At 68.1% G+C, this 16,305-nt stretch carries 18 protein-coding genes; 8 read left to right on the top strand and 10 right to left on the bottom strand.

The annotated features are described in order from the left end of the window. The first annotated feature begins 137 nt into the window (after positions 1 to 137). On the top strand, positions 138 to 449 hold the full coding sequence (locus tag AVL48_RS33845; protein ID WP_061981381.1) for a hypothetical protein: 312 nt from the start codon (positions 138 to 140) through the stop codon (positions 447 to 449). Positions 450 to 484: 35 nt separating this feature from the next. Then, entirely contained in the window at positions 485 to 1,681 is a 1,197-nt protein-coding gene (locus AVL48_RS33840) for an NlpC/P60 family protein (RefSeq protein ID WP_061981382.1), read from the top strand. A 67-nt stretch (positions 1,682 to 1,748) separates the two neighbouring features. Here AVL48_RS33840 and AVL48_RS33835 read toward each other — a convergent pair whose 3' ends face one another. Next, the gene (locus AVL48_RS33835) at positions 1,749 to 2,159 is read right to left on the bottom strand and encodes a hypothetical protein (RefSeq protein ID WP_061981383.1); all 411 of its coding nucleotides are present in this window, start codon (positions 2,157 to 2,159) and stop codon (positions 1,749 to 1,751) included. A gap of 181 nt (positions 2,160 to 2,340) precedes the next feature. Further along, the gene (locus tag AVL48_RS33830; RefSeq protein ID WP_061981384.1) at positions 2,341 to 3,249 is read right to left on the bottom strand and encodes an aminoglycoside phosphotransferase family protein; all 909 of its coding nucleotides are present in this window, start codon (positions 3,247 to 3,249) and stop codon (positions 2,341 to 2,343) included. Between the two features lie 129 nt (positions 3,250 to 3,378). On the opposite strand from AVL48_RS33830, the gene AVL48_RS33825 reads away from it, so the two are divergent. Then, positions 3,379 to 3,933, top strand: a complete 555-nt coding sequence (locus AVL48_RS33825) for a cysteine hydrolase family protein (protein WP_061981385.1) — start codon at positions 3,379 to 3,381, stop codon at positions 3,931 to 3,933. Between the two features lie 62 nt (positions 3,934 to 3,995). Here the strand turns inward: AVL48_RS33825 and AVL48_RS33820 are convergent, their stop codons facing one another. The 3 genes from AVL48_RS33820 to AVL48_RS33810 all read right to left on the bottom strand — a co-directional run bounded on the left by AVL48_RS33820 (position 3,996) and on the right by AVL48_RS33810 (position 5,479). Next, positions 3,996 to 4,181: a hypothetical protein gene (locus AVL48_RS33820; RefSeq protein WP_061981386.1), complete on the bottom strand. Its 186-nt coding sequence runs from the start codon at positions 4,179 to 4,181 to the stop codon at positions 3,996 to 3,998. Positions 4,182 to 4,227: 46 nt separating this feature from the next. Then, complete coding sequence (locus AVL48_RS33815) at positions 4,228 to 4,968, bottom strand: hypothetical protein (protein ID WP_061981387.1); 741 nt, start codon at positions 4,966 to 4,968, stop codon at positions 4,228 to 4,230. Between the two features lie 79 nt (positions 4,969 to 5,047). Continuing rightward, on the bottom strand, positions 5,048 to 5,479 hold the full coding sequence (locus AVL48_RS33810) for a winged helix-turn-helix transcriptional regulator (protein ID WP_244162362.1): 432 nt from the start codon (positions 5,477 to 5,479) through the stop codon (positions 5,048 to 5,050). Between AVL48_RS33810 and AVL48_RS33805 the strand changes: the two genes are divergently transcribed. Further along, positions 5,478 to 6,059, top strand: a complete 582-nt coding sequence (locus AVL48_RS33805) for a hypothetical protein (RefSeq protein ID WP_244162363.1) — start codon at positions 5,478 to 5,480, stop codon at positions 6,057 to 6,059. The two genes, AVL48_RS33810 and AVL48_RS33805, sit on opposite strands and share 2 nt — an antisense overlap. Before the next feature lie 79 nt (positions 6,060 to 6,138). Beyond that, complete coding sequence (locus AVL48_RS33800) at positions 6,139 to 6,651, top strand: SDR family oxidoreductase (protein ID WP_244162364.1); 513 nt, start codon at positions 6,139 to 6,141, stop codon at positions 6,649 to 6,651. On the opposite strand, the gene AVL48_RS33795 is transcribed toward AVL48_RS33800, so the two are convergent. After that, on the bottom strand, positions 6,582 to 7,022 hold the full coding sequence (locus AVL48_RS33795; RefSeq protein ID WP_061981389.1) for a MarR family winged helix-turn-helix transcriptional regulator: 441 nt from the start codon (positions 7,020 to 7,022) through the stop codon (positions 6,582 to 6,584). The genes AVL48_RS33800 and AVL48_RS33795 overlap by 70 nt on opposite strands. Positions 7,023 to 7,096: 74 nt before the next feature. On the opposite strand from AVL48_RS33795, the gene AVL48_RS33790 reads away from it, so the two are divergent. Continuing rightward, positions 7,097 to 7,624 (top strand): hypothetical protein, encoded by a 528-nt coding sequence (locus tag AVL48_RS33790; protein ID WP_061981390.1) that lies wholly within the window; start codon positions 7,097 to 7,099, stop codon positions 7,622 to 7,624. Between the two features lie 38 nt (positions 7,625 to 7,662). Here the strand turns inward: AVL48_RS33790 and AVL48_RS33785 are convergent, their stop codons facing one another. Further along, positions 7,663 to 8,655: a phage baseplate protein gene (locus tag AVL48_RS33785; RefSeq protein ID WP_061981391.1), complete on the bottom strand. Its 993-nt coding sequence runs from the start codon at positions 8,653 to 8,655 to the stop codon at positions 7,663 to 7,665. Positions 8,656 to 8,775: 120 nt separating this feature from the next. Here AVL48_RS33785 and AVL48_RS33780 point away from each other — a divergent pair, with 120 nt between their 5' ends. Beyond that, positions 8,776 to 10,752, top strand: coding sequence for a S9 family peptidase (locus AVL48_RS33780; RefSeq protein WP_074038111.1), 1,977 nt, complete (start codon positions 8,776 to 8,778; stop codon positions 10,750 to 10,752). A gap of 76 nt (positions 10,753 to 10,828) precedes the next feature. Here the strand turns inward: AVL48_RS33780 and AVL48_RS33775 are convergent, their stop codons facing one another. Then, positions 10,829 to 11,704, bottom strand: a complete 876-nt coding sequence (locus tag AVL48_RS33775; protein WP_061981392.1) for an alpha/beta fold hydrolase — start codon at positions 11,702 to 11,704, stop codon at positions 10,829 to 10,831. Between the two features lie 108 nt (positions 11,705 to 11,812). Between AVL48_RS33775 and AVL48_RS33770 the strand changes: the two genes are divergently transcribed. Continuing rightward, positions 11,813 to 12,343, top strand: coding sequence for a CGNR zinc finger domain-containing protein (locus tag AVL48_RS33770; RefSeq protein WP_061981393.1), 531 nt, complete (start codon positions 11,813 to 11,815; stop codon positions 12,341 to 12,343). 203 nt (positions 12,344 to 12,546) lie between these two features. Here the strand turns inward: AVL48_RS33770 and AVL48_RS33765 are convergent, their stop codons facing one another. Beyond that, entirely contained in the window at positions 12,547 to 13,296 is a 750-nt protein-coding gene (locus tag AVL48_RS33765; RefSeq protein WP_061981394.1) for an aspartate/glutamate racemase family protein, read from the bottom strand. A gap of 159 nt (positions 13,297 to 13,455) precedes the next feature. Then, positions 13,456 to 15,774, bottom strand: coding sequence for a M20/M25/M40 family metallo-hydrolase (locus AVL48_RS33760; RefSeq protein WP_061981395.1), 2,319 nt, complete (start codon positions 15,772 to 15,774; stop codon positions 13,456 to 13,458). Positions 15,775 to 16,305: the final 531 nt, after the last annotated feature.

The following is a 16,305-nucleotide window of genomic DNA, read 5'->3' as shown; positions in this document are numbered from 1 at the left end:
CGTCGGTGTACACGAAAGGTCGTCATCGCGTTTCGGGAAACGTCGCGCGCGGGTGGGTGTGAACTCCTAAGCTGCGCGATGGAGCACTATTGGTCAGGTACGCACGGGCGCAGGCGCCGAGACTGGAGGGATCACTCATGACTCGCCGATTCGACCCGGATCAGATCGCCGCGCTGGCCAAGAAGGTCGGCGGGCTCAAAGACGGGTTCAGCAAGACGGGCACGGACTTGGGTGACGGTAACCCCGGCGGCGCCTTCGGCGATCTGAGCAACGCGGCCAGCGCGGGTAAGACGGTGCAGGGGTTCTACAGTGGCGTGAACGCCGAGCTGAACGCCGCCGCGAAGCTCGTCGACGCCGCGTCGGCGGCGCTGGCCAGTGCAGCCGCGCGCATACGGGCCGACGAGGCCCAGGGCGTGCACACTCTCGGCGGCCACCGCGAGCGGGACTGATCGGATCGAGGACGGGAACACAGGGGGATTAACCGATGACCACCGCAGAACGGGATCTGGGTGCGCTCGACGACCCGTCGCGTGACCGTCCGAAGTCGATGGACGCCATCGACAAGCACGCCCAACAGGCACAGAAGCTCAACGCGCGCGCGGTCAACGACCAGGCGGCCAAGGTCGGCGGAGCCGCCACCAAGGCCAACGATCTCGGCGACGATCTGAAGCTTTTTCGCGATGACGTGCTGCGCGAATGGGAAGGCAAGGACGCCGACGCCGTCGCCGACCACCTCGAAGCGCTCGGCAAAGCCAGCTACAAGGTCAGCGACAAGGCCGAAGCGGCCAAGAACATCCTCCAGCGCGTGTCCGAGATCCTGGACGAGGTCAAGAAGAAGGTCGCGCAGCTCGCCCAGGAAGCCAACGACAAGGACGCCGACAACCGCGCCCTGATCGGCGCGGCCCGGCAGCGGAAGAACAACGCCAAAGACGACAACGAGATCGCCGCCGCGGCGACCGACATCGAGCGGCTCCGGCAGCTCAACGAGAAGGACTCCAACGGCAAGAAAGAGGAGATCGAGCGCGCGCTGGACGCCGCCGAGAAACAGATCGACGATCTCCTCAAACCGCTCGGCCTGGAAATCGAAGGCGGTTTCCTGGAGTTGATTCCCGCCGAAAGCGGCCAGACCACGGCGTCGAGCGTCCACGCCAAACCCGTCGATTCGAGGGTCGGCCCGGCCCCCGTGTACGGCGGCGGAGACGGCGGTGGCGGTGGCGGCGGTGGGGTCGCCGGGGTCCAGGGCGACGGAAGGCCCGCCAAGCCGATCGACGCGCGGGGCGACAACCCGGCCAAGATCGCCGAGCAGTTCCTCGGCCGTAACGCCGGTGACCTCAAGCGCAGCGGCGAGCTGCCCGCGATGCAGTCCTGGGTGCCCAACAACGTCAACTGCGCGAACTTCGTTTCGGGCTGCCTGGAGGCGGCCGGTCTGATCGACAAGAACCAGGCCAGCGCCTCGGTCGCGGGGCTGACGGCCAACCTCGAGGCGGACGGCTGGAAGTCGGTACCGCTCTCCCAGGCGAAGCCCGGCGACGTGGTGATCTCGAACGGCGGCGGGCACGTCGTGCTGTACGCGGGCGATGGTCAGTTCATCGGCTCGAACAACATCAACCCCGACGGTTCGCAGAAGATCAGCATGGGTGGCGGCGGCGGCCTCGTGAAGGTCCTCACCCCGCCGACCTGAGCCGGTCAGGCCGCGTCCTGTAAGTCGTCTTCGAACAGACTTACAGGACCCGGCCTCGGCGGAAGGGTCAGAATCCGAACAGCGCGCGCGGTGCCTCGTGCTCGTCCGGCCAGGTCAGCCAAGCGACGTCGGTCGGGCCGACCGCGTAGTTCGCCAAGCGCCAGGCCCGCGCGTCGTTCTCGGGACGCGGTTCGTCGGTCTTCTTGAGCAGGGCGACGTAGACGTCGGACATGACGCCGTCGGCCCGGCGTGCCTCGTAGACGGTGCCGGCGTAGTACGGGCGGCCGTTGTCGGTGCCACGCATCGTGCCCTGCAAGAACACCCAAGGCCCCAGGCGGTCGAAGCGTTCCACCTGCACCTGAACGCGATCGCCGAACCACTCGTCGAGGCGGGCGGTGGCGGCCTGGAACGCCGCTTCCCGGACCGGGTCGCCCGGGGTCAGCGCCACCGGAAACGGGTGTGCGGACGGGGTGTACATCAAGCTACCTCCCAATAGCGGGCAGCGATCCGGTCGACGGCGGCGGCCGGATCGGCTGGTCCCGTGATGCTACCGCGTGCGGTGGGCCGAGTCCTGGCTTCGGACATACCTCCGTCGTCGTGGCCCGAGCCCATGAGGGTTCATGGACGCGGCATCAAGCGCGCTTCGCCCTACTCCTCACTCACGAGCCCGGCGGAAAGATCTCGCCGAGCACGCGCCGCGCCTCCGCGGCCTCCTCGTCGGCCCGGCTCACCGTCCGCGCGTACCCGATCAGCGCCTTCCACAGCGCCCAGCCGCGCCCGCGCGCCCAGGTCGCGTCGTCGACGGACAGGCGCTCGCGAAACGCCTGCCTGGCGTCGTCGGTCAACAGCGTCCAAGCGATGGCCAGGTCGCAGGACGGATCACCGACCCCGCAGGTCCCGAAGTCGATGACGGCCGCCAGCTTCCCGCCGTCGAGCAGGAGATTTCCCGCTGCGATGTCGCCGTGGAACCACCGGTCGACGCCGTCGAAGGGTGAGTCCAGCGCGGTCTCCCAGAGCTCGCGCGCGAGGTCGACGTCGATATGGCCGTCCAGCGCGGTGAGGGCGCGCCGGACCTGCGCGTCGTAGGTGCGCAGGGTGGCGCCCCGGAACCAGTTGTGCTTACCGGGCCGGGGACCGTCGGTGGCATCGAGACTCTGCAAGACCGCCAGGAATCCGGCCAGGTCGAGGGCGAAGCGGACCGGGTCGGAAACGCGGTCCGCGCTCGCGGGTTCACCGTCGAGCCATCGGTAAATGGACCAGGAAAAGGGATAATCCGCGTCCGGCCGCCCCTTCGCCAGTGGGATGGGGATGGGCAGCGGCAGCAGGGGAGCGAGCACCGGAAGCCACCGTTGTTCCTTGTCGACGGCCAGTGCGTACTCGGCCGCGCTCGGCAGCCGCGCGATCATCGCGTCGCCGACGTGGAAGGTGACGTTGTCCCAGCCGTTTTCCGCCACGGGCCGGACCGGGAGGCCGGCCCAGTGCGGGAACTGGCCGGCGATCAACCGGCGCACCTGCGCCGCGTCGACGGTGATGCGCCGGGGTGGGGCTCCGAGATCCGGTGTGGTCATTCGCTGCTCTCGTCGAGGTCGCCGGTTACCCCCGCCATGATCCCAGGTCGGCCGGCGAGAAGCGCCGGTTCTGTCGGTGGGGGAGGTTAAGGTCTGCCGCAGCTGCCTGACCAGGAGGGACACCCTGCCATGACCACTCTCGACAACCGGCCGAACACCGCGCTCCTTGTCGTCGATGTCCAGAACGGCGTCGTCGACGACGCCTACGAGCGTGACGCCGTGGTCGCGAACATCGGCGGCCTCGTCGGCCGGGCCCGGCGGGAAGGCGTCCCGGTGGTGTGGGTACGGCATTCCGACGAGGAACTCGTGCAGGGAAGCGAGGAATGGCGCATCGTCGACGAGCTGCGGCCGGACGACGCCGAACCCATCGTCGAGAAGTCCTACGGGGATTCCTTCGAGGACACCGATCTGGAGAAGATCCTGGCCGAACGCGGCATCGGGCGGCTCGTGGTCACCGGAGCGGAGACCGACGCCTGCATCCGCTCGACGCTGCACGGGGCGCTGGTCCGCGGGTATGACGCGACGCTGGTCGGCGACGCGCACACCACCGGGGACAAGACGGCCTGGGGCGCGCCGTCGCCGGAGCAGGTCATCGCGCATACGAACCTGTACTGGCGGTTTCAGCTCGCGCCCGGCCGGAGGGGAGGGACGGTCGAAACCAGCGAGGTCGATTTCCGAGGCTGAGCCGCGAAAGACCGGCAGCCGGGGCGCGTTGCCGGCTACCACCCCTGATCCGGTGCCCCGGATCAGGGGTGGTAGCTCTCCTTGACCGTGGTGATCTGGTCGGCGCCGTCCACGTTGATCCGCGCGCGCACCGGGTTGCCGTCCTCCAGCTGCTGGATCAGCTGGTCCTGGCCGCACGGCAGGGTGCCGTAGCCCTGGTCGTCGATGGTGACCGAATCACTCGGGCACAGGGTGGCCGCGCTGAACACCCCCGCCCGGCCGGCACCCCGGCATCGGGATGAATGCCGTGGCTGGTTACGGAATGACGCGGTTACGCAGGTTGTGCGGGTACGGGCCTTCACCGTGGATGCTCAGCTCGGTGCCCACCTCGAAGCTGTAATACGGGTGCGAGGTGAAGTAGCTGTCCAGATTGGTGCCGCCGAAGCAGATCAGATCCGCGCCACCGGCCGAATTGGGGCCGTTGCACAGGCTCAGCGTCGGGTAGGCGAACGAGTCCAGCGGCCGGAAACCGGCGCCGCCCGGGCCGGGCACGGGCAGGTGCCCGATCAGGCCACCGGGGTCACCCGGCCAGTTCGACTCGACGGGCTGCCGCCGCCCGTCGGCGATCAGCACGCCCTGGATGTTCCGTCCGGGTGGCTCGGTCTCCAGCACGGTGCCCGCGACGAGGGCGCCGAGGCTGAACCCGACGATGTACACCTTGGTGTCGAGGTCGCAGCCATAGGTGACATAAAGGTTGTAGAGCGCGGTCCTGAGGTTGGCGACGCCCGCGTCGACGTCGGCGTACAGATTGACGTCGCCGGCGCTGTTCGGGTACGGGATGCGCACCGGGTCGGCGCCACCCGGCGCGAGCGCCGGGTCCAGAAGTTTCTGCGCCCCGCCGTCCTGATATCCCGGTACGACGAACATGACCGGCCCGCACGCGCCCGCCGTCCGGGCGGTGGCCGCCTGCGCCGCCCCCGGACCGGCGATCGCGCCCGCCAGTGCGACGACGGACAAAACGGCGGTCGCGAGCCACCGCGCTCCGACTTTTCTCATCGGTCTCTCCCCACTGTCGAATTCCCGGCCGAACGCTAATGAGCGCCGATGAAATACCGATGAAACGCCAGGGTGCCCTTCAGTCGATCGCCGTCGTACAGCTCATCGCCTCCTCCGGTGCGGTCACGCCACCGGTGCGCTGGAGATGTGTTTCACCCCAGACCCGGACTCCTTCGACGACGGGCAGGACGGTGGTCCCGTAAGGAGTGAGCCGGTAGATGACGCGTGCCGGGACCGGTCCGGTGACGACGCGTTCGATGAGCCCGTCGGCTTCGAGTTCGCGTAGCTGTTCGGTCAGCACCTTGGGCGTGATCGGCGTGCCTCGGCGACGGAGACCCGCGAAATGGGTTTCGCCGTGGGCGAGCCAGTACAGCAGGGTCAGCTTCCATTTCCCGCCGATCGCGGCGAACGCCGCGGCCATCGGGCAGCCGGGCAGCGGGTTGGGGCGGGAGGGGTTACCCGCAGGTGCCTTCTTGTCCACGAGCGCGCTCCACTCGGATAGTCGGACCATGACCGTGCCATACAGACGCATTCTGCTCGCGGGGCTTTCGGCCCTCATCCTGCTCGCGACGGCGGCCTCGGGCGACGCGGCGACGTCTCCCACGTCGTCGGCGACCGCCGACGGCCAACGAGACTTCGACTGGGAGGTCGGCACCTGGCGTTCCACGGTGCGGGTGCTGGCCGAGCCGCTCTCGGGTACGCCGGACGAATGGCTCCGGTTCACGGGAACCAGTGTCGTCAAACCGCTCCTCGACCGGCGGGCGAACGTCCTCGAATTCCAGGTCTCGGGCCCGAACGGCCGCATCGATGCCCTTAACCTCCGGCTTTACGAACCGCAGGCGCAGCGCTGGAGCCTGACCTTCGTCAACATGCGTGACGGGCTGCTCACCCCGGCGGTGTACGGCGGTTTCCGCGACGGAACGGGCGAATTCTTCGGCGACGACCAGTACGACGGCCGACCGATCAAGGTGCGCTTCCGCATTTTCCGGCCGAGCGTGGACGAAGCGAGATTCGAGCAGGCGTTCTCGGCCGACGGCGGAACGACGTGGGAAACGAACTGGAGCGCCGTGGACCGCCGAATCCGCCGGTGAGGACCAACGACAATCGCGAATTCGCCGGAAGCCATTCGCGCGCCGGAGGAACTACGCCGGTTTCGTCGCCGCCAAGAAGGTGCACGAGGAACTCCTCCGGTCCGGCCCGCTGCCCGTTCGTGGTTTGCGGGCCGCGCAGTTCCACGAGTTCGTCGGCCAGCTCCTTGAGTGGCAGCAGGACGGCGTCGCCTACATTCCCGCGCTGCCCACGCAGCTGGTGGCCTGCCGCGCTGTGGCCGAGGAACTGGTCGACCTGGCCATCGACCCGGCCGAGCCGGTCCCGGGAACCCCGATCCCGGAGATCGCCGGGCCCCGCAAGGAAATCATGGCGGAGGCCGCCGCGCTGCTCGGTGCCCGCCGGGGCGTCAAGGTCGTCGGCATCGACGGCTCCCGTATCCCCGACGGCGAGATCCCCGACGGCGAGATCGCCGCCAATGGGGGTGGCTCGACGCCCAGTCTTGAGCCGGGCATCGACCAGGATTCCACGTTGGTCGATCGGGCGCCGGTGGGAATGGCAGCGGCTTATGTGGTGGTATCGAGCCCCGGCGGCGTGTTCAGCGCCTCCAGGAGAAGGCGCGTGTCGCGGGCGTAGTCGGCATAGGAGACGCCGCTGCGCCGTACCAGGTCGCGGAAGCGATGCTCCAGTACTTCGCGGCACTGCTCGACCATGCGCTTGCCTTCGACGGTGAGACTCAGCCGCCGCCGGTTTCCGCCAGCCGGATCCGGTTGCGCGTCGAGCAGGCCCATTCCGGCGAGTACGCCCGTCATCCGGCTCGCCGACGGTTCCGAGACACCCAGTTCCTCGGACACCGCCCGCTGCGTGGCCGCGCCCAGCTTGCCCACGATCAACAGGGTCCGGAACCGGCGGTACGAGAGTCCGTACTCCGCCTGGAGTATTCGGTCGGCGGACCGATCCAGCCGGGCCGTCAACGCGTGGAGATCGAAGCTCAGATCTTGCGACACAAAGAACCTTAGCATGCTAACTTAGCTAAGCAAGTCTAGGCTGTCGGATTCGCCGGTCGCGAAAGGTGAAGCGCATGGTCCACCTCGCCCTGCTGGTCGTCCATATCGCCACCGGCACCGTCGGTTTGCTCCTGGGACCGTTGGCCATGCGACAGGACACCCGGCGCTTCGCCGCCGCCGAGCGGTCCACAGGCGTCCTCAGTGCCTGGTATCGCGCGATGGTTCTCGTCGTGTGCCTGTCCGCGACCGGGCTGGTGATCGTTCGCCGCGGCGACCTGTGGTGGCTGGTGCCGGTCTCCGCGCTGACCTACGGCCTGGCCGTGCTCGCCAAAAGGTCGGCGAGCCGTCGCCATCGCGCGTGGACCCACGGTTACGTGCACGGTCAGGGCGGCTCGTACATCGCATTGGTCACCGCCCTGATCGTGGTCGCACTGGTCGTCGATGGACCGGTTTCCGGCCCCGCCGAGCTGATCCCGTGGCTCGCGCCGACCCTGATCGGCACCGTCCTCATCGAAGTGTGGCGGCGCCGGCTGAACGCGGCACTGCCGGATGGTTCCCATCTCGCCGGTCCGCTGTCCCCGATGTCGCATTGGAGACACTGAGCGTCACGAATGCGACAGTGGGAACCCGCTCGCGTGCCTCAGTCGATGAGGACGTTCTTGTAGAACAGGTTCGCGTAGCGGTTGGGGTCGTCCATGCTGCTGCGCGAGCCGAAGCCCAGGTACAACCGGGTCTCCCCGGCCAGGCTCCGGTAGATCCCCAGTCCCTCCGGCTCACGGAACACCAGCGACTCACCCGCCTTGGTCAGCGCGCGGCTCTTCACCTTGCCGGTGTTCATGTCGATGCACGTGAGGTAGGAATCGATGTCGGCGGGATTCGCGTGGCCCGTACCGTCCACTGTGTACAGATACTGGCCGAAGATGGTGTATCCCTGGAATGTCACCGGTTCGTCGGCCAGTGCGGGCTGCGGGAAGTGTGCCAGCGGTGCGCTGAAATCACCGGCGGCGGCGGATGCGAGCGGGTAGACGCTGATGAACATCCTGCCGCCCTCCTTGCGGCGTACCGCGATCCGCTTGTTGATCGGGTCGGTGGCACAGGTGATCGTGTCGCTACCGGTGAGGAACTTCTTCACCGACGGCGTGCCTCCGTTGACGAACTTGAACCTGGCCAGCGCCGTCCCTCGCCCGTCACCAGTGGGTCCGTCCGAGTCACATTCCATCCAGATGTAGGAGTCGGCGCCCACCGGTTCGACGCCGATCGACACACCATGCCCGGCGTTGTTGAGATGCATCGAGCCCTGGATCTGCCCGGAGAAGTTGACCTGAGTGATGCACAGGTCGTCCCCGGTCCCGCCATTGCGGGCGTTCACGATGAAGATGCGCACGTTCTGGTTGTCGAAGGCGAAGCCCTGCATCACGTGGTGCGACTCGTGCAGGATCTTGCCGCGGAACTCGTCGTAAGACGGCTTGGTGAGGTCGAATCGCTTGGACACCGGCATCGCGGTGATCGCGGCCGAAGCCGGTCCGGCGGACATCGCGCCGGCGCCGAGCAGTGCCGTCGTCGCGGCGAGTCCGCCACCCATGCGCAGCAGTGAACGTCGAGAAACGAGAGCACGGGGCACTTGCTCGGACATTGAGCGCTCACCTTCATCGAGTTTCGCGGTCCGACCGAAAAATTCTTCAAGCCCGTACAAAATCCGTACAAAGCGGCCGCGATCGCCTTCCCGTTATGATCGGCGGCAGGGGGAGACACTTTGGAAGACTCAGAGACCGCAGCCGCCTACCGCAGGGTCGTCGAACATCTGCGTGCCCTGCACGAACCCGCGTTCGGTCGCCCGCAAGCACTCCGGGAGCCGCACGTGACGCAGGATGGCGGGAGGGCGGTGGTGACCGGTGCGGTCCTCGACGAACTCACCGGACTGCCGAGGACCGCGGTGTACGCCGCGGTGGCCGGGGAGCTTCGCGCGGTGTCGGCAGGACGGGGATCGGCGCGGTGGGCGCGATTCTCTCCGGACGGCGGCACGCTGGCCTTCCTCGCCGATCGCCGTGAGGCCGGTGTGTTCCAGCTGCATCTGCTCCGGGACAAGGGGTTCGGCGAGGCGGTCCCCGCGCCGGAGGCTCCCGGCAGCGTGGAGTACCTCCACTGGTCTCCCGATGGTCGCAGGATCCTGCTCGGCGTCTCCGGGCTCGGCGCGGACCGTTCCAGTGGCGAGGGATCGGGTTCGAACAACCGGCGGAGGACGGAACGGCCGTCGTGGTACCCGGAGGTCGAGGACGACGCCACCGACGACTCCGCCTGGCGTCGCCTGTGGGTCTACACGCCGGCCACCGGCACCCTGACCCGGTTGTCCCCGGACGGCCTCAACTGCTGGGAAGCGGGCTGGTGTGGGCCGGATCAGGTCGTCGCGATCTCGTCCGGCGAGCCGGGGGAGGACGCGTGGTACACCGCGCGGTTGAGCCTGCTGGATTTCGACGGTCAGGTGCGCGAGCTGCTGGACAGTCCCGTGCAATTGGCTCTGCCGGCCGGTGCCCCGGACGGGTCGCGGGTGGCGGTGATCGAGGCCGTGTGCAGTGACCGCGGGGTGGTCGCCGGCGATCTGCTGCTGGTCGATCCGGCCACCGGTGTGGTGCGGCGGATCGACACCGCGCGCACCGATGTCACCCAGGTCCAATGGCTCGACGCGGACCGCCTCGGCTACCTCGGGCAGCGTCGGCTCGATTCGGTCGCCGGGATCGTCGACGTGCCCGGTGGCGCGGCCCAGGAGGTGTTCGCCACGGAGTTGTCTTGCAGCGGTGACGCCTTTTATCCCACTGGCGCGTTCACCGCGGACGGCCGGGTGCTGACCGTGCGGGACTCCTACTCCCTCCCGCCCCAGCTCGTGCTCACGGGGGAGAGCGGCGACCGAGTACTCGCCTCGACAGCCCATCCAGGTACCGATTACCTCCTTTCTGTGGCGGGCGAGGCCGAGACGGTCACGTGGACCGCACCCGACGGCCTCGACATCGAGGGAATCCTGTGCCGTCCGGAGGCCCAGGGGCCGTTCCCGCTGGTGGTCAACGTCCACGGTGGACCCATCTGGGCGTTCCAGAACTGCTGGTCGATGCGTTACCCCTGGGTCCCGCTCCTGGTCGCGCAGGGCTACGCCGTGCTGAACCCCAACCCTCGCGGCAGCGGCGGCCGGGGCCAGGAGTTCGCCGCGCGCGTGGTCGGCGACATGGGCGGCGCCGACACCCACGACTACCTGTCCGGAATCGACACGCTGGTCGAGCGCGGCGTCGCCGACAAGGATCGGGTCGGCCTGATCGGCCGCAGCTACGGGGGCTTCATGTCGTCGTGGCTGGTGACCCAGGACAGCCGCTTCGCCGCCGCGGTCCCGATCTCCCCGGTCACCGACTGGTACAGCCAGCGGTTCATGAGCAACATCGCGTCCTGGGGTGACCGATTCCTCGACGGCGACCCGGAAACGCCGGGGACCCTCGTGCACACCCGCAGCCCGGTCCTGCACGCGAGCAAGGTCCGGACCCCGTGCCTGAATGTCGCGGGCGCGCTCGACCGCGCCACGCCTTCGGGACAGGCCCGGGAATTCCATCAGGCCCTGCGTGCCAACGGCGTCCCCTCGGCGTTGGTGATCTATCCGGAGGAGGGCCACGGTGTCCGGGCATACCCCGCGCAGATCGACCTCCTCGCGCGCGTCCTGCGGTGGTTCGAGCGCTACCTGCCCGCTCCCTGAACCCCGGCCCCGCGGCACCGTGGAGGGCCGCCATCAGGAACGCTCTCCGATGACGGCCTTCGAGAAGGTATCTCGGTCAACGCAAGGTGCGATCGAGGAACTTCCGGATGAGGGCGGTGATCTCCGGGCCGTGGGTTTCCAGGGCGAAGTGTCCGGCGTCGAGGAGGTGGAGTTCGGCGTCGGGTAGGTCCCGCAGGAACGCCCGGGCTCCTTTGGCACCGAAGATCTCGTCGTTCTCGCCCCAGGTGATCAGCGTCGGCGGCCGGTGCTCGCGGAAGTACTGCTGGAACGCCGGGTAGACGTCGAGGTTGAACTGGTAGTCCCAGAACAGCTGCAGCTGTACTTCCTTGTTGCCGGCGCGGTCGAGGAGCGCCTGGTCGATCGTCCAGGTGTCCGGGGTGAGCCGGTCGAGCCGGTCCGCGGGCACGCCGTGGGTGTACTGCCAGCGGGTCGCGTCGAGCTCCAGCAGTCCGCGTACTTCCGCCTCATGCGTTTCGCGGTCTTTGGCGTGCGCGAACAGCACGCCCCAGAACGGTGTGAAGCCCTCGACGTAAGCGTTTCCGGACTGCACCAGCAGGGCACTGACCCGCTCAGGGTGCGCGCTGGCGATGCGGAGTCCGATGGGGGCGCCGTAGTCCTGGATGTAGAGGGCGAAACGGTCCAGGCCGAGCGTGTCGATCAGTCCGAGGGTGATCGCGGTCAGGTTCTCGAACGAGTAGTCGAACTGATCCACGGGCGGGGCGTCGGAGTTGCCGAAGCCGATGTGGTCCGGGGCGACGACGTGGTAGCGGTCGGCCAGCGCGGGGATCAGCGTGCGGAACATGTGCGACGACGTGGGAAAACCGTGCAGCAGCACGATCGTCGGCGTGGCCGGGTCACCGGCTTCCCGGTAGAAGACGCCGCGGCCGTCGATCGTCACGGTGCGGTGGTGCACCACGGGGGTTTCGGACATGGGTGAGTACTCCTCGGTGCCAGATCTTTCTAACCGTCTAAAAATCTTAGAACGGTTAGACCCAAGCACGGCCGGAGCTAACCTGTCAAGCGGTTGACGGAGGGTAGGATGGGCGGCGTGCTGCGACGCCCCTTGTCCGGCGAGCCCCTCGCCCTGGACCTGCTGAACACCACGTGGCCGGACCGTGGTGAGCAGCGTGACGTCTTCGACGAGCCCGGCGGGGTCGGCGCCTGGCTGGCCGAGCGGGGTATCCCGGATGTGCCGGGTGTGGAGGGTCCGTTACGCCACACCCGTTCCGTTCTGCGCGATGTGCTCGAGAAGTCCACTGTGGAGGCCGAACACGCGCTGAACGCGGTGCTGGAGCGCGGGTGTCTGCGACCGGGGCTGAGGCAAGGCGCTCCTGAAGACGTGATCGAGGTCGAGCAGGCGGCGTGGCGGCCCGCGTGGCTCGCGGCCTACGACTACTTGATGTTGCTTCGCGGGCGCCCGGAACGGATCAAGCGGTGCTCGGCCTATCCGGTCTGCACGCTGTACTTCGAGGACACGACACGGAACGGCACCAGGCGCTGGTGCTCCATGGAAACCTGTGGGAACAGGGCGAAAGCCGCCCGTCACTATCGCCGCGGACACTCGGGCTGAAATCCCTCCCGAAGCCCCCCTGCCGACAGCCGAAAAGAAAATGGACGGTCGTTACGTCGTTTAGATCCAGCACACCGATCTTCTTGTGGTCGGCGGTACGGAGCAGCTCTCTTCACGGTGGGGTGGCCGGCGAGGTTCGGTCAAGATCAGGGGCGGACTGCTAGGCGACGTCGTCCAACGCGACGCCACCCAGCCGTCGCGCGTCAGTGACCAGGTCGGACCGACCGGTGCGGGCGTTCACCGCCGCGCCAAGTGGGGAGTGCGCGCTTGCCGACGGAAACCTCGAACGCGGCTCTGGCCAGCAGCCGCGTCGAGTCCAAGGTGGGGAGCGGTGAGACGTCGGGTGTGACGAGGAGCGGGATCTCGGTACACACCAGCGCGACCGCGTCACACCCTCGGTCGCGCAGCCCTTCGATCACCCGAAGGTACTCTTCGCGCGCGGAATCGGTGAACACCCCGTTGACCAGCTCGTCGAAGATGATGGTGTTGAGGCGATCCCGGTCGGCCTCGGGCGGTACCTCGGCGTGGATTCCGTGCGCACCGAGCGCGCGATGGTAGAGCGTGCTGTCCATGGTGTACTTCGTCGCCAGCACGCCGACCCGCCGCCTGCCGTCGTGTGTGGCTTGTTCGGCGACGACCTCGGCGATGTGCAGGCCAGGCAACTCGAGATCGTCACCCGGGGCCTCGATCGCGAGGTGTGCGGTGTTGTCGGGACACGCGAAGAAATCCGCCCCGGCCGCGGCCAGCCTGCGCACGCTGGTCGCCAGCGTCGCGCGGATGGGCGGGTAGTCGTCGGCGTCCCACGCGGGCATGCTGTGGCCCATCGCGATGCAGTCGAGGGTGACGTCGGGATGTTGGTGCGCGCCGAGTTCGCGGGCACCTTCGTTGGCGAAGGTGCGCAGGCACAGCGCCGCGCCTTCGACACTGTGCGCGAGGATTCCGAAGTGCTTCATTTTCGCCTTTCTCATTCTTTCGCGTCGTCGGTGCGCGCCAAGCCATGTCGGTCTACCTCGCGGCGCGCCGAGGCCATGGTCATAATCATCGGTGTGGCCGGTAGCAGCAACGATTTTCGCTCTCGCGTGCTCTCCGCGGTGTGCTGAATTCGGCGTTCGTCAGATCTCGTAGGTCCGTGCCACCGCGACGAGATCGCCGTCCTCGCGGGTCGACGCGACCACTCCAAGGGGTCTCGGCTGGAATCCCGGTGCGTCGGCGAGGCCGGAGGTCTCGTCGACAGCGGTGATCCGGACGTGGTCGGCGCCTGGTGTACGCAAGGTGATGTCGACTCCACCGGGTGGCAGGTCACGGAAACGGATCTCCGCCGGCCACGTGTTGGCTCGTGTTCCGGTGACGGCCAGGGTCACCGGTGCCGCTCCCGGTATGGCCGCGGTTACTTCGACGATCCGGTGATCAACCCGTAGCGTCAACGACGAGGCCGCTCGCCTGGATTCCACGTGCACCGTGCGGGTGTCCCCGTCGCGGGCCCGTACCGAGACCTCCGGCCCTGCCACGGCCATCGGCTTGGCAGCGCCGGTCCACAACCTCCCGCGCGCGTAGCCGGGCGGCAGGGTGGAGATATCGCGGCTGCTCACATGTTTGCCGGTCCACGCGGTCGGCTCGTCCTCCCCGCTGACCCACGCAGCGGTGCCCGTGTCGGCGTTCAGTACGTAAGCGAGGTGTGTGCGTTCGGGGTGCCGCACGTCGAAACGGTCGACGGCGAGTCCGGCTCCCACCAGACCTGCTGCCAACAACGCCGCGGTGAGCGGCACTGCAAGGGCGACACGCCTGCCGACACCGCGGGCAGGGCTGGGGAACAACAACTCGACGATCGGCAGCAAGGTCAGGCCGAACAGGGCCAGACATGTCGTCCCGACGCCGGCGAGTGCCAGTCCCATTCCGATGAAGGCGTTGCGGGCCAGCAGGGGGAGCAGCGCTGTGGGGATCAGGGTCCCGAGGGTCACCGCGACGACGGGCCAGGCCGCGAACCGTACCGGCAGCAACGCGAGAAGCACACCGAGCGCACCGGACATCGCCGTCAGGGCGAAGAGGAAGGACGCTCCCGGCGCCGACGCCGCGCAGACGACGCCGAGCGCGGCAGGCCACATCATCGCGCCGATCGCGAGTGCGGCCGGTCCGAGCCGGCGTCGCAGCGAGAGGTACCAGACGAGCAACGCCAGTCCGGCGAGGGTGGCGAGAGCCGCCTGAAAGGCCAGCGGGCGGTGAAGCAAACCGCCCATCGCGTCGTAACCGGGTCGCAGTCGTACCAGCAGGGTCCACAGTCCCTGTCCGAGCAACGCCGACAAGGCCAACGGCAGCACCGCGGACGCCGCGCCGAGAAGCATCCGTGGCACGCTCGCCAACCGCCGCCGCCGCGCGATCAGCACCAAGGTCGCCACCAGCAACACCGCCAGGATCGCGACCGGCCAGATCACGGCGTCGGAGTAGGTGATCATCGTCCCGAAGATCCGGAAGTAGGTCGCGTCGTGGCCGGAGGCGAGGGTGGGCAGGTCGGCGTCACCGAACGCGGCGGAGAGATGGAGCATGTTCTCGCCCACGTGCTGCAGGCTGCCGCGGTCGAGGTTGGCGATGGAGTCGTCGGCGGTGTGGTAGCGAGACGCCCCTTCGACGTAGGCGGAGTTCAGCCCGGCGAAGCCGGCTTGGGACAGTGCGGTGAAGTCGCTGTTGTTCGGCAGCATCCGGTAGATCTCGACCATCGACGAGTCACCCCGGGGATGCGGCACGGTGTCGGTGAACAACGAGACCAACTCTGAGTTACCCCTCGACGTCTCGAACATCAGTGAGGGTCCACTGACCCCTCGCGCCTCCCAGTTGAGCACCACGCCACCCTGGCGAGCCAAGGGGTGCTCCCGGACGAACGCGCTGGCCCCCAGCAGTCCGTCCTCCTCGCCATCGGTGAACAGCAGCACCAAGTCGTTGCGTAGCCGTCCCTGTTCGCTGAGCGTCCGGGCGGTCTCCACCATGGCGGCGACCGCGGCTCCGTCATCAGAGGCGCCGGGTCCGGCGGCGGCGGAGTCGTAGTGGGCTACGAGCACGACCGCTCCGGTGGAGTCCCGGCCGGGCAGCGTGGCCACCACGTTCTCGACCCTGCCGAAGGTCGCGAGTCCCGCCGCCGATCGTGAGCCGACAGAGTGCTGGATCTCCACCGCGAAACCCGCCGACCGAAGCTGTCGGGTCAGGTAATCCTTGGCGCGGTCACTGGCTGGGCTGCCCAGCGGACGCGGTTCGGTGGCGAACCGTTCGAGATGGGATATCGCCCGCTCGGCACTGAACCGCTGCCCTGGCGCCGACGCGGAAACGGGTTGCTGAACGCTCCCCTCGGACAGGACAGTCACCAAGAGCGCGGCGGCAAGAACCAGTAGAGCGGCTATCCCCGCGACGGCCCTGTGTGGCACGTCGATCAATTTTTTGAGCACGCCGGAACCCTAAGCAGCCAAAACGATGCCGACCATGATGTGTTCCGCACGAACAGGCTGTGGTTTTCCACAGCCTGCCATCCGGCACCGGGCATTCCGGGATACCGACCAACCCGACTCCCGGCCCTTCACATTGCCGTTCGCCGGAGCCGTTACACGCTCGCCGGCATGGGCGCGTCCTGCCCGTCGCATGGTGGGAGTGGTAGCCCGTTCGAGCCGGGCCGGGCCGGGGGCCCAAGATGTCCGGGAGCCGGCAGCACGTCGACGTGCGGGGACGACTTCCTCGCCCACTTCGAACTGCGGAAGTGGCCCTCGGAACCTGTGGCCGCGACGACGGAACCCCATGCCAGCACGAAAATGCGTGCGTCAGATGCCCACGCCAACCTCGTCGACCGGCTCGCCGAGGCCAAACAGCAGGGCTGGCTGGGCGAGGTCGCCGCAATCGAGACCACCATGGGCCTCCGCGGCACAGAAACGCGAAGCCATGCGTGCCGCTCGCAGCGCACCTGTCCACTTTGGAATGGCCGACAT

The sequence above is a fragment of the Amycolatopsis regifaucium genome (genome assembly GCF_001613935.1).
GTDB lineage: Bacteria > Actinomycetota > Actinomycetes > Mycobacteriales > Pseudonocardiaceae > Amycolatopsis > Amycolatopsis regifaucium.
The sequence above is the reverse complement of the archived record's forward strand: the minus strand, read 5'-3'. Positions and strand labels throughout refer to the sequence as shown.

What these genes read in the sequence shown, in the direction of transcription:
- AVL48_RS33845 (WP_061981381.1), top strand. Translation starts at nt 138, where the DNA reads ATGACTCGCCGATTCGACCCGGATCAGATCGCCGCGCTGGCCAAGAAG.
- AVL48_RS33840 (WP_061981382.1), top strand. Translation starts at nt 485, where the DNA reads ATGACCACCGCAGAACGGGATCTGGGTGCGCTCGACGACCCGTCGCGT.
- AVL48_RS33835 (WP_061981383.1), bottom strand. Translation starts at nt 2,159, where the DNA reads ATGTACACCCCGTCCGCACACCCGTTTCCGGTGGCGCTGACCCCGGGC.
- AVL48_RS33830 (WP_061981384.1), bottom strand. Translation starts at nt 3,249, where the DNA reads ATGACCACACCGGATCTCGGAGCCCCACCCCGGCGCATCACCGTCGAC.
- AVL48_RS33825 (WP_061981385.1), top strand. Translation starts at nt 3,379, where the DNA reads ATGACCACTCTCGACAACCGGCCGAACACCGCGCTCCTTGTCGTCGAT.
- AVL48_RS33815 (WP_061981387.1), bottom strand. Translation starts at nt 4,968, where the DNA reads ATGAGAAAAGTCGGAGCGCGGTGGCTCGCGACCGCCGTTTTGTCCGTC.
- AVL48_RS33805 (WP_244162363.1), top strand. Translation starts at nt 5,478, where the DNA reads ATGACCGTGCCATACAGACGCATTCTGCTCGCGGGGCTTTCGGCCCTC.
- AVL48_RS33810 (WP_244162362.1), bottom strand. Translation starts at nt 5,479, where the DNA reads ATGGTCCGACTATCCGAGTGGAGCGCGCTCGTGGACAAGAAGGCACCT.
- AVL48_RS33790 (WP_061981390.1), top strand. Translation starts at nt 7,097, where the DNA reads ATGGTCCACCTCGCCCTGCTGGTCGTCCATATCGCCACCGGCACCGTC.
- AVL48_RS33785 (WP_061981391.1), bottom strand. Translation starts at nt 8,655, where the DNA reads ATGTCCGAGCAAGTGCCCCGTGCTCTCGTTTCTCGACGTTCACTGCTG.
- AVL48_RS33775 (WP_061981392.1), bottom strand. Translation starts at nt 11,704, where the DNA reads ATGTCCGAAACCCCCGTGGTGCACCACCGCACCGTGACGATCGACGGC.
- AVL48_RS33770 (WP_061981393.1), top strand. Translation starts at nt 11,813, where the DNA reads ATGGGCGGCGTGCTGCGACGCCCCTTGTCCGGCGAGCCCCTCGCCCTG.
- AVL48_RS33765 (WP_061981394.1), bottom strand. Translation starts at nt 13,296, where the DNA reads ATGAAGCACTTCGGAATCCTCGCGCACAGTGTCGAAGGCGCGGCGCTG.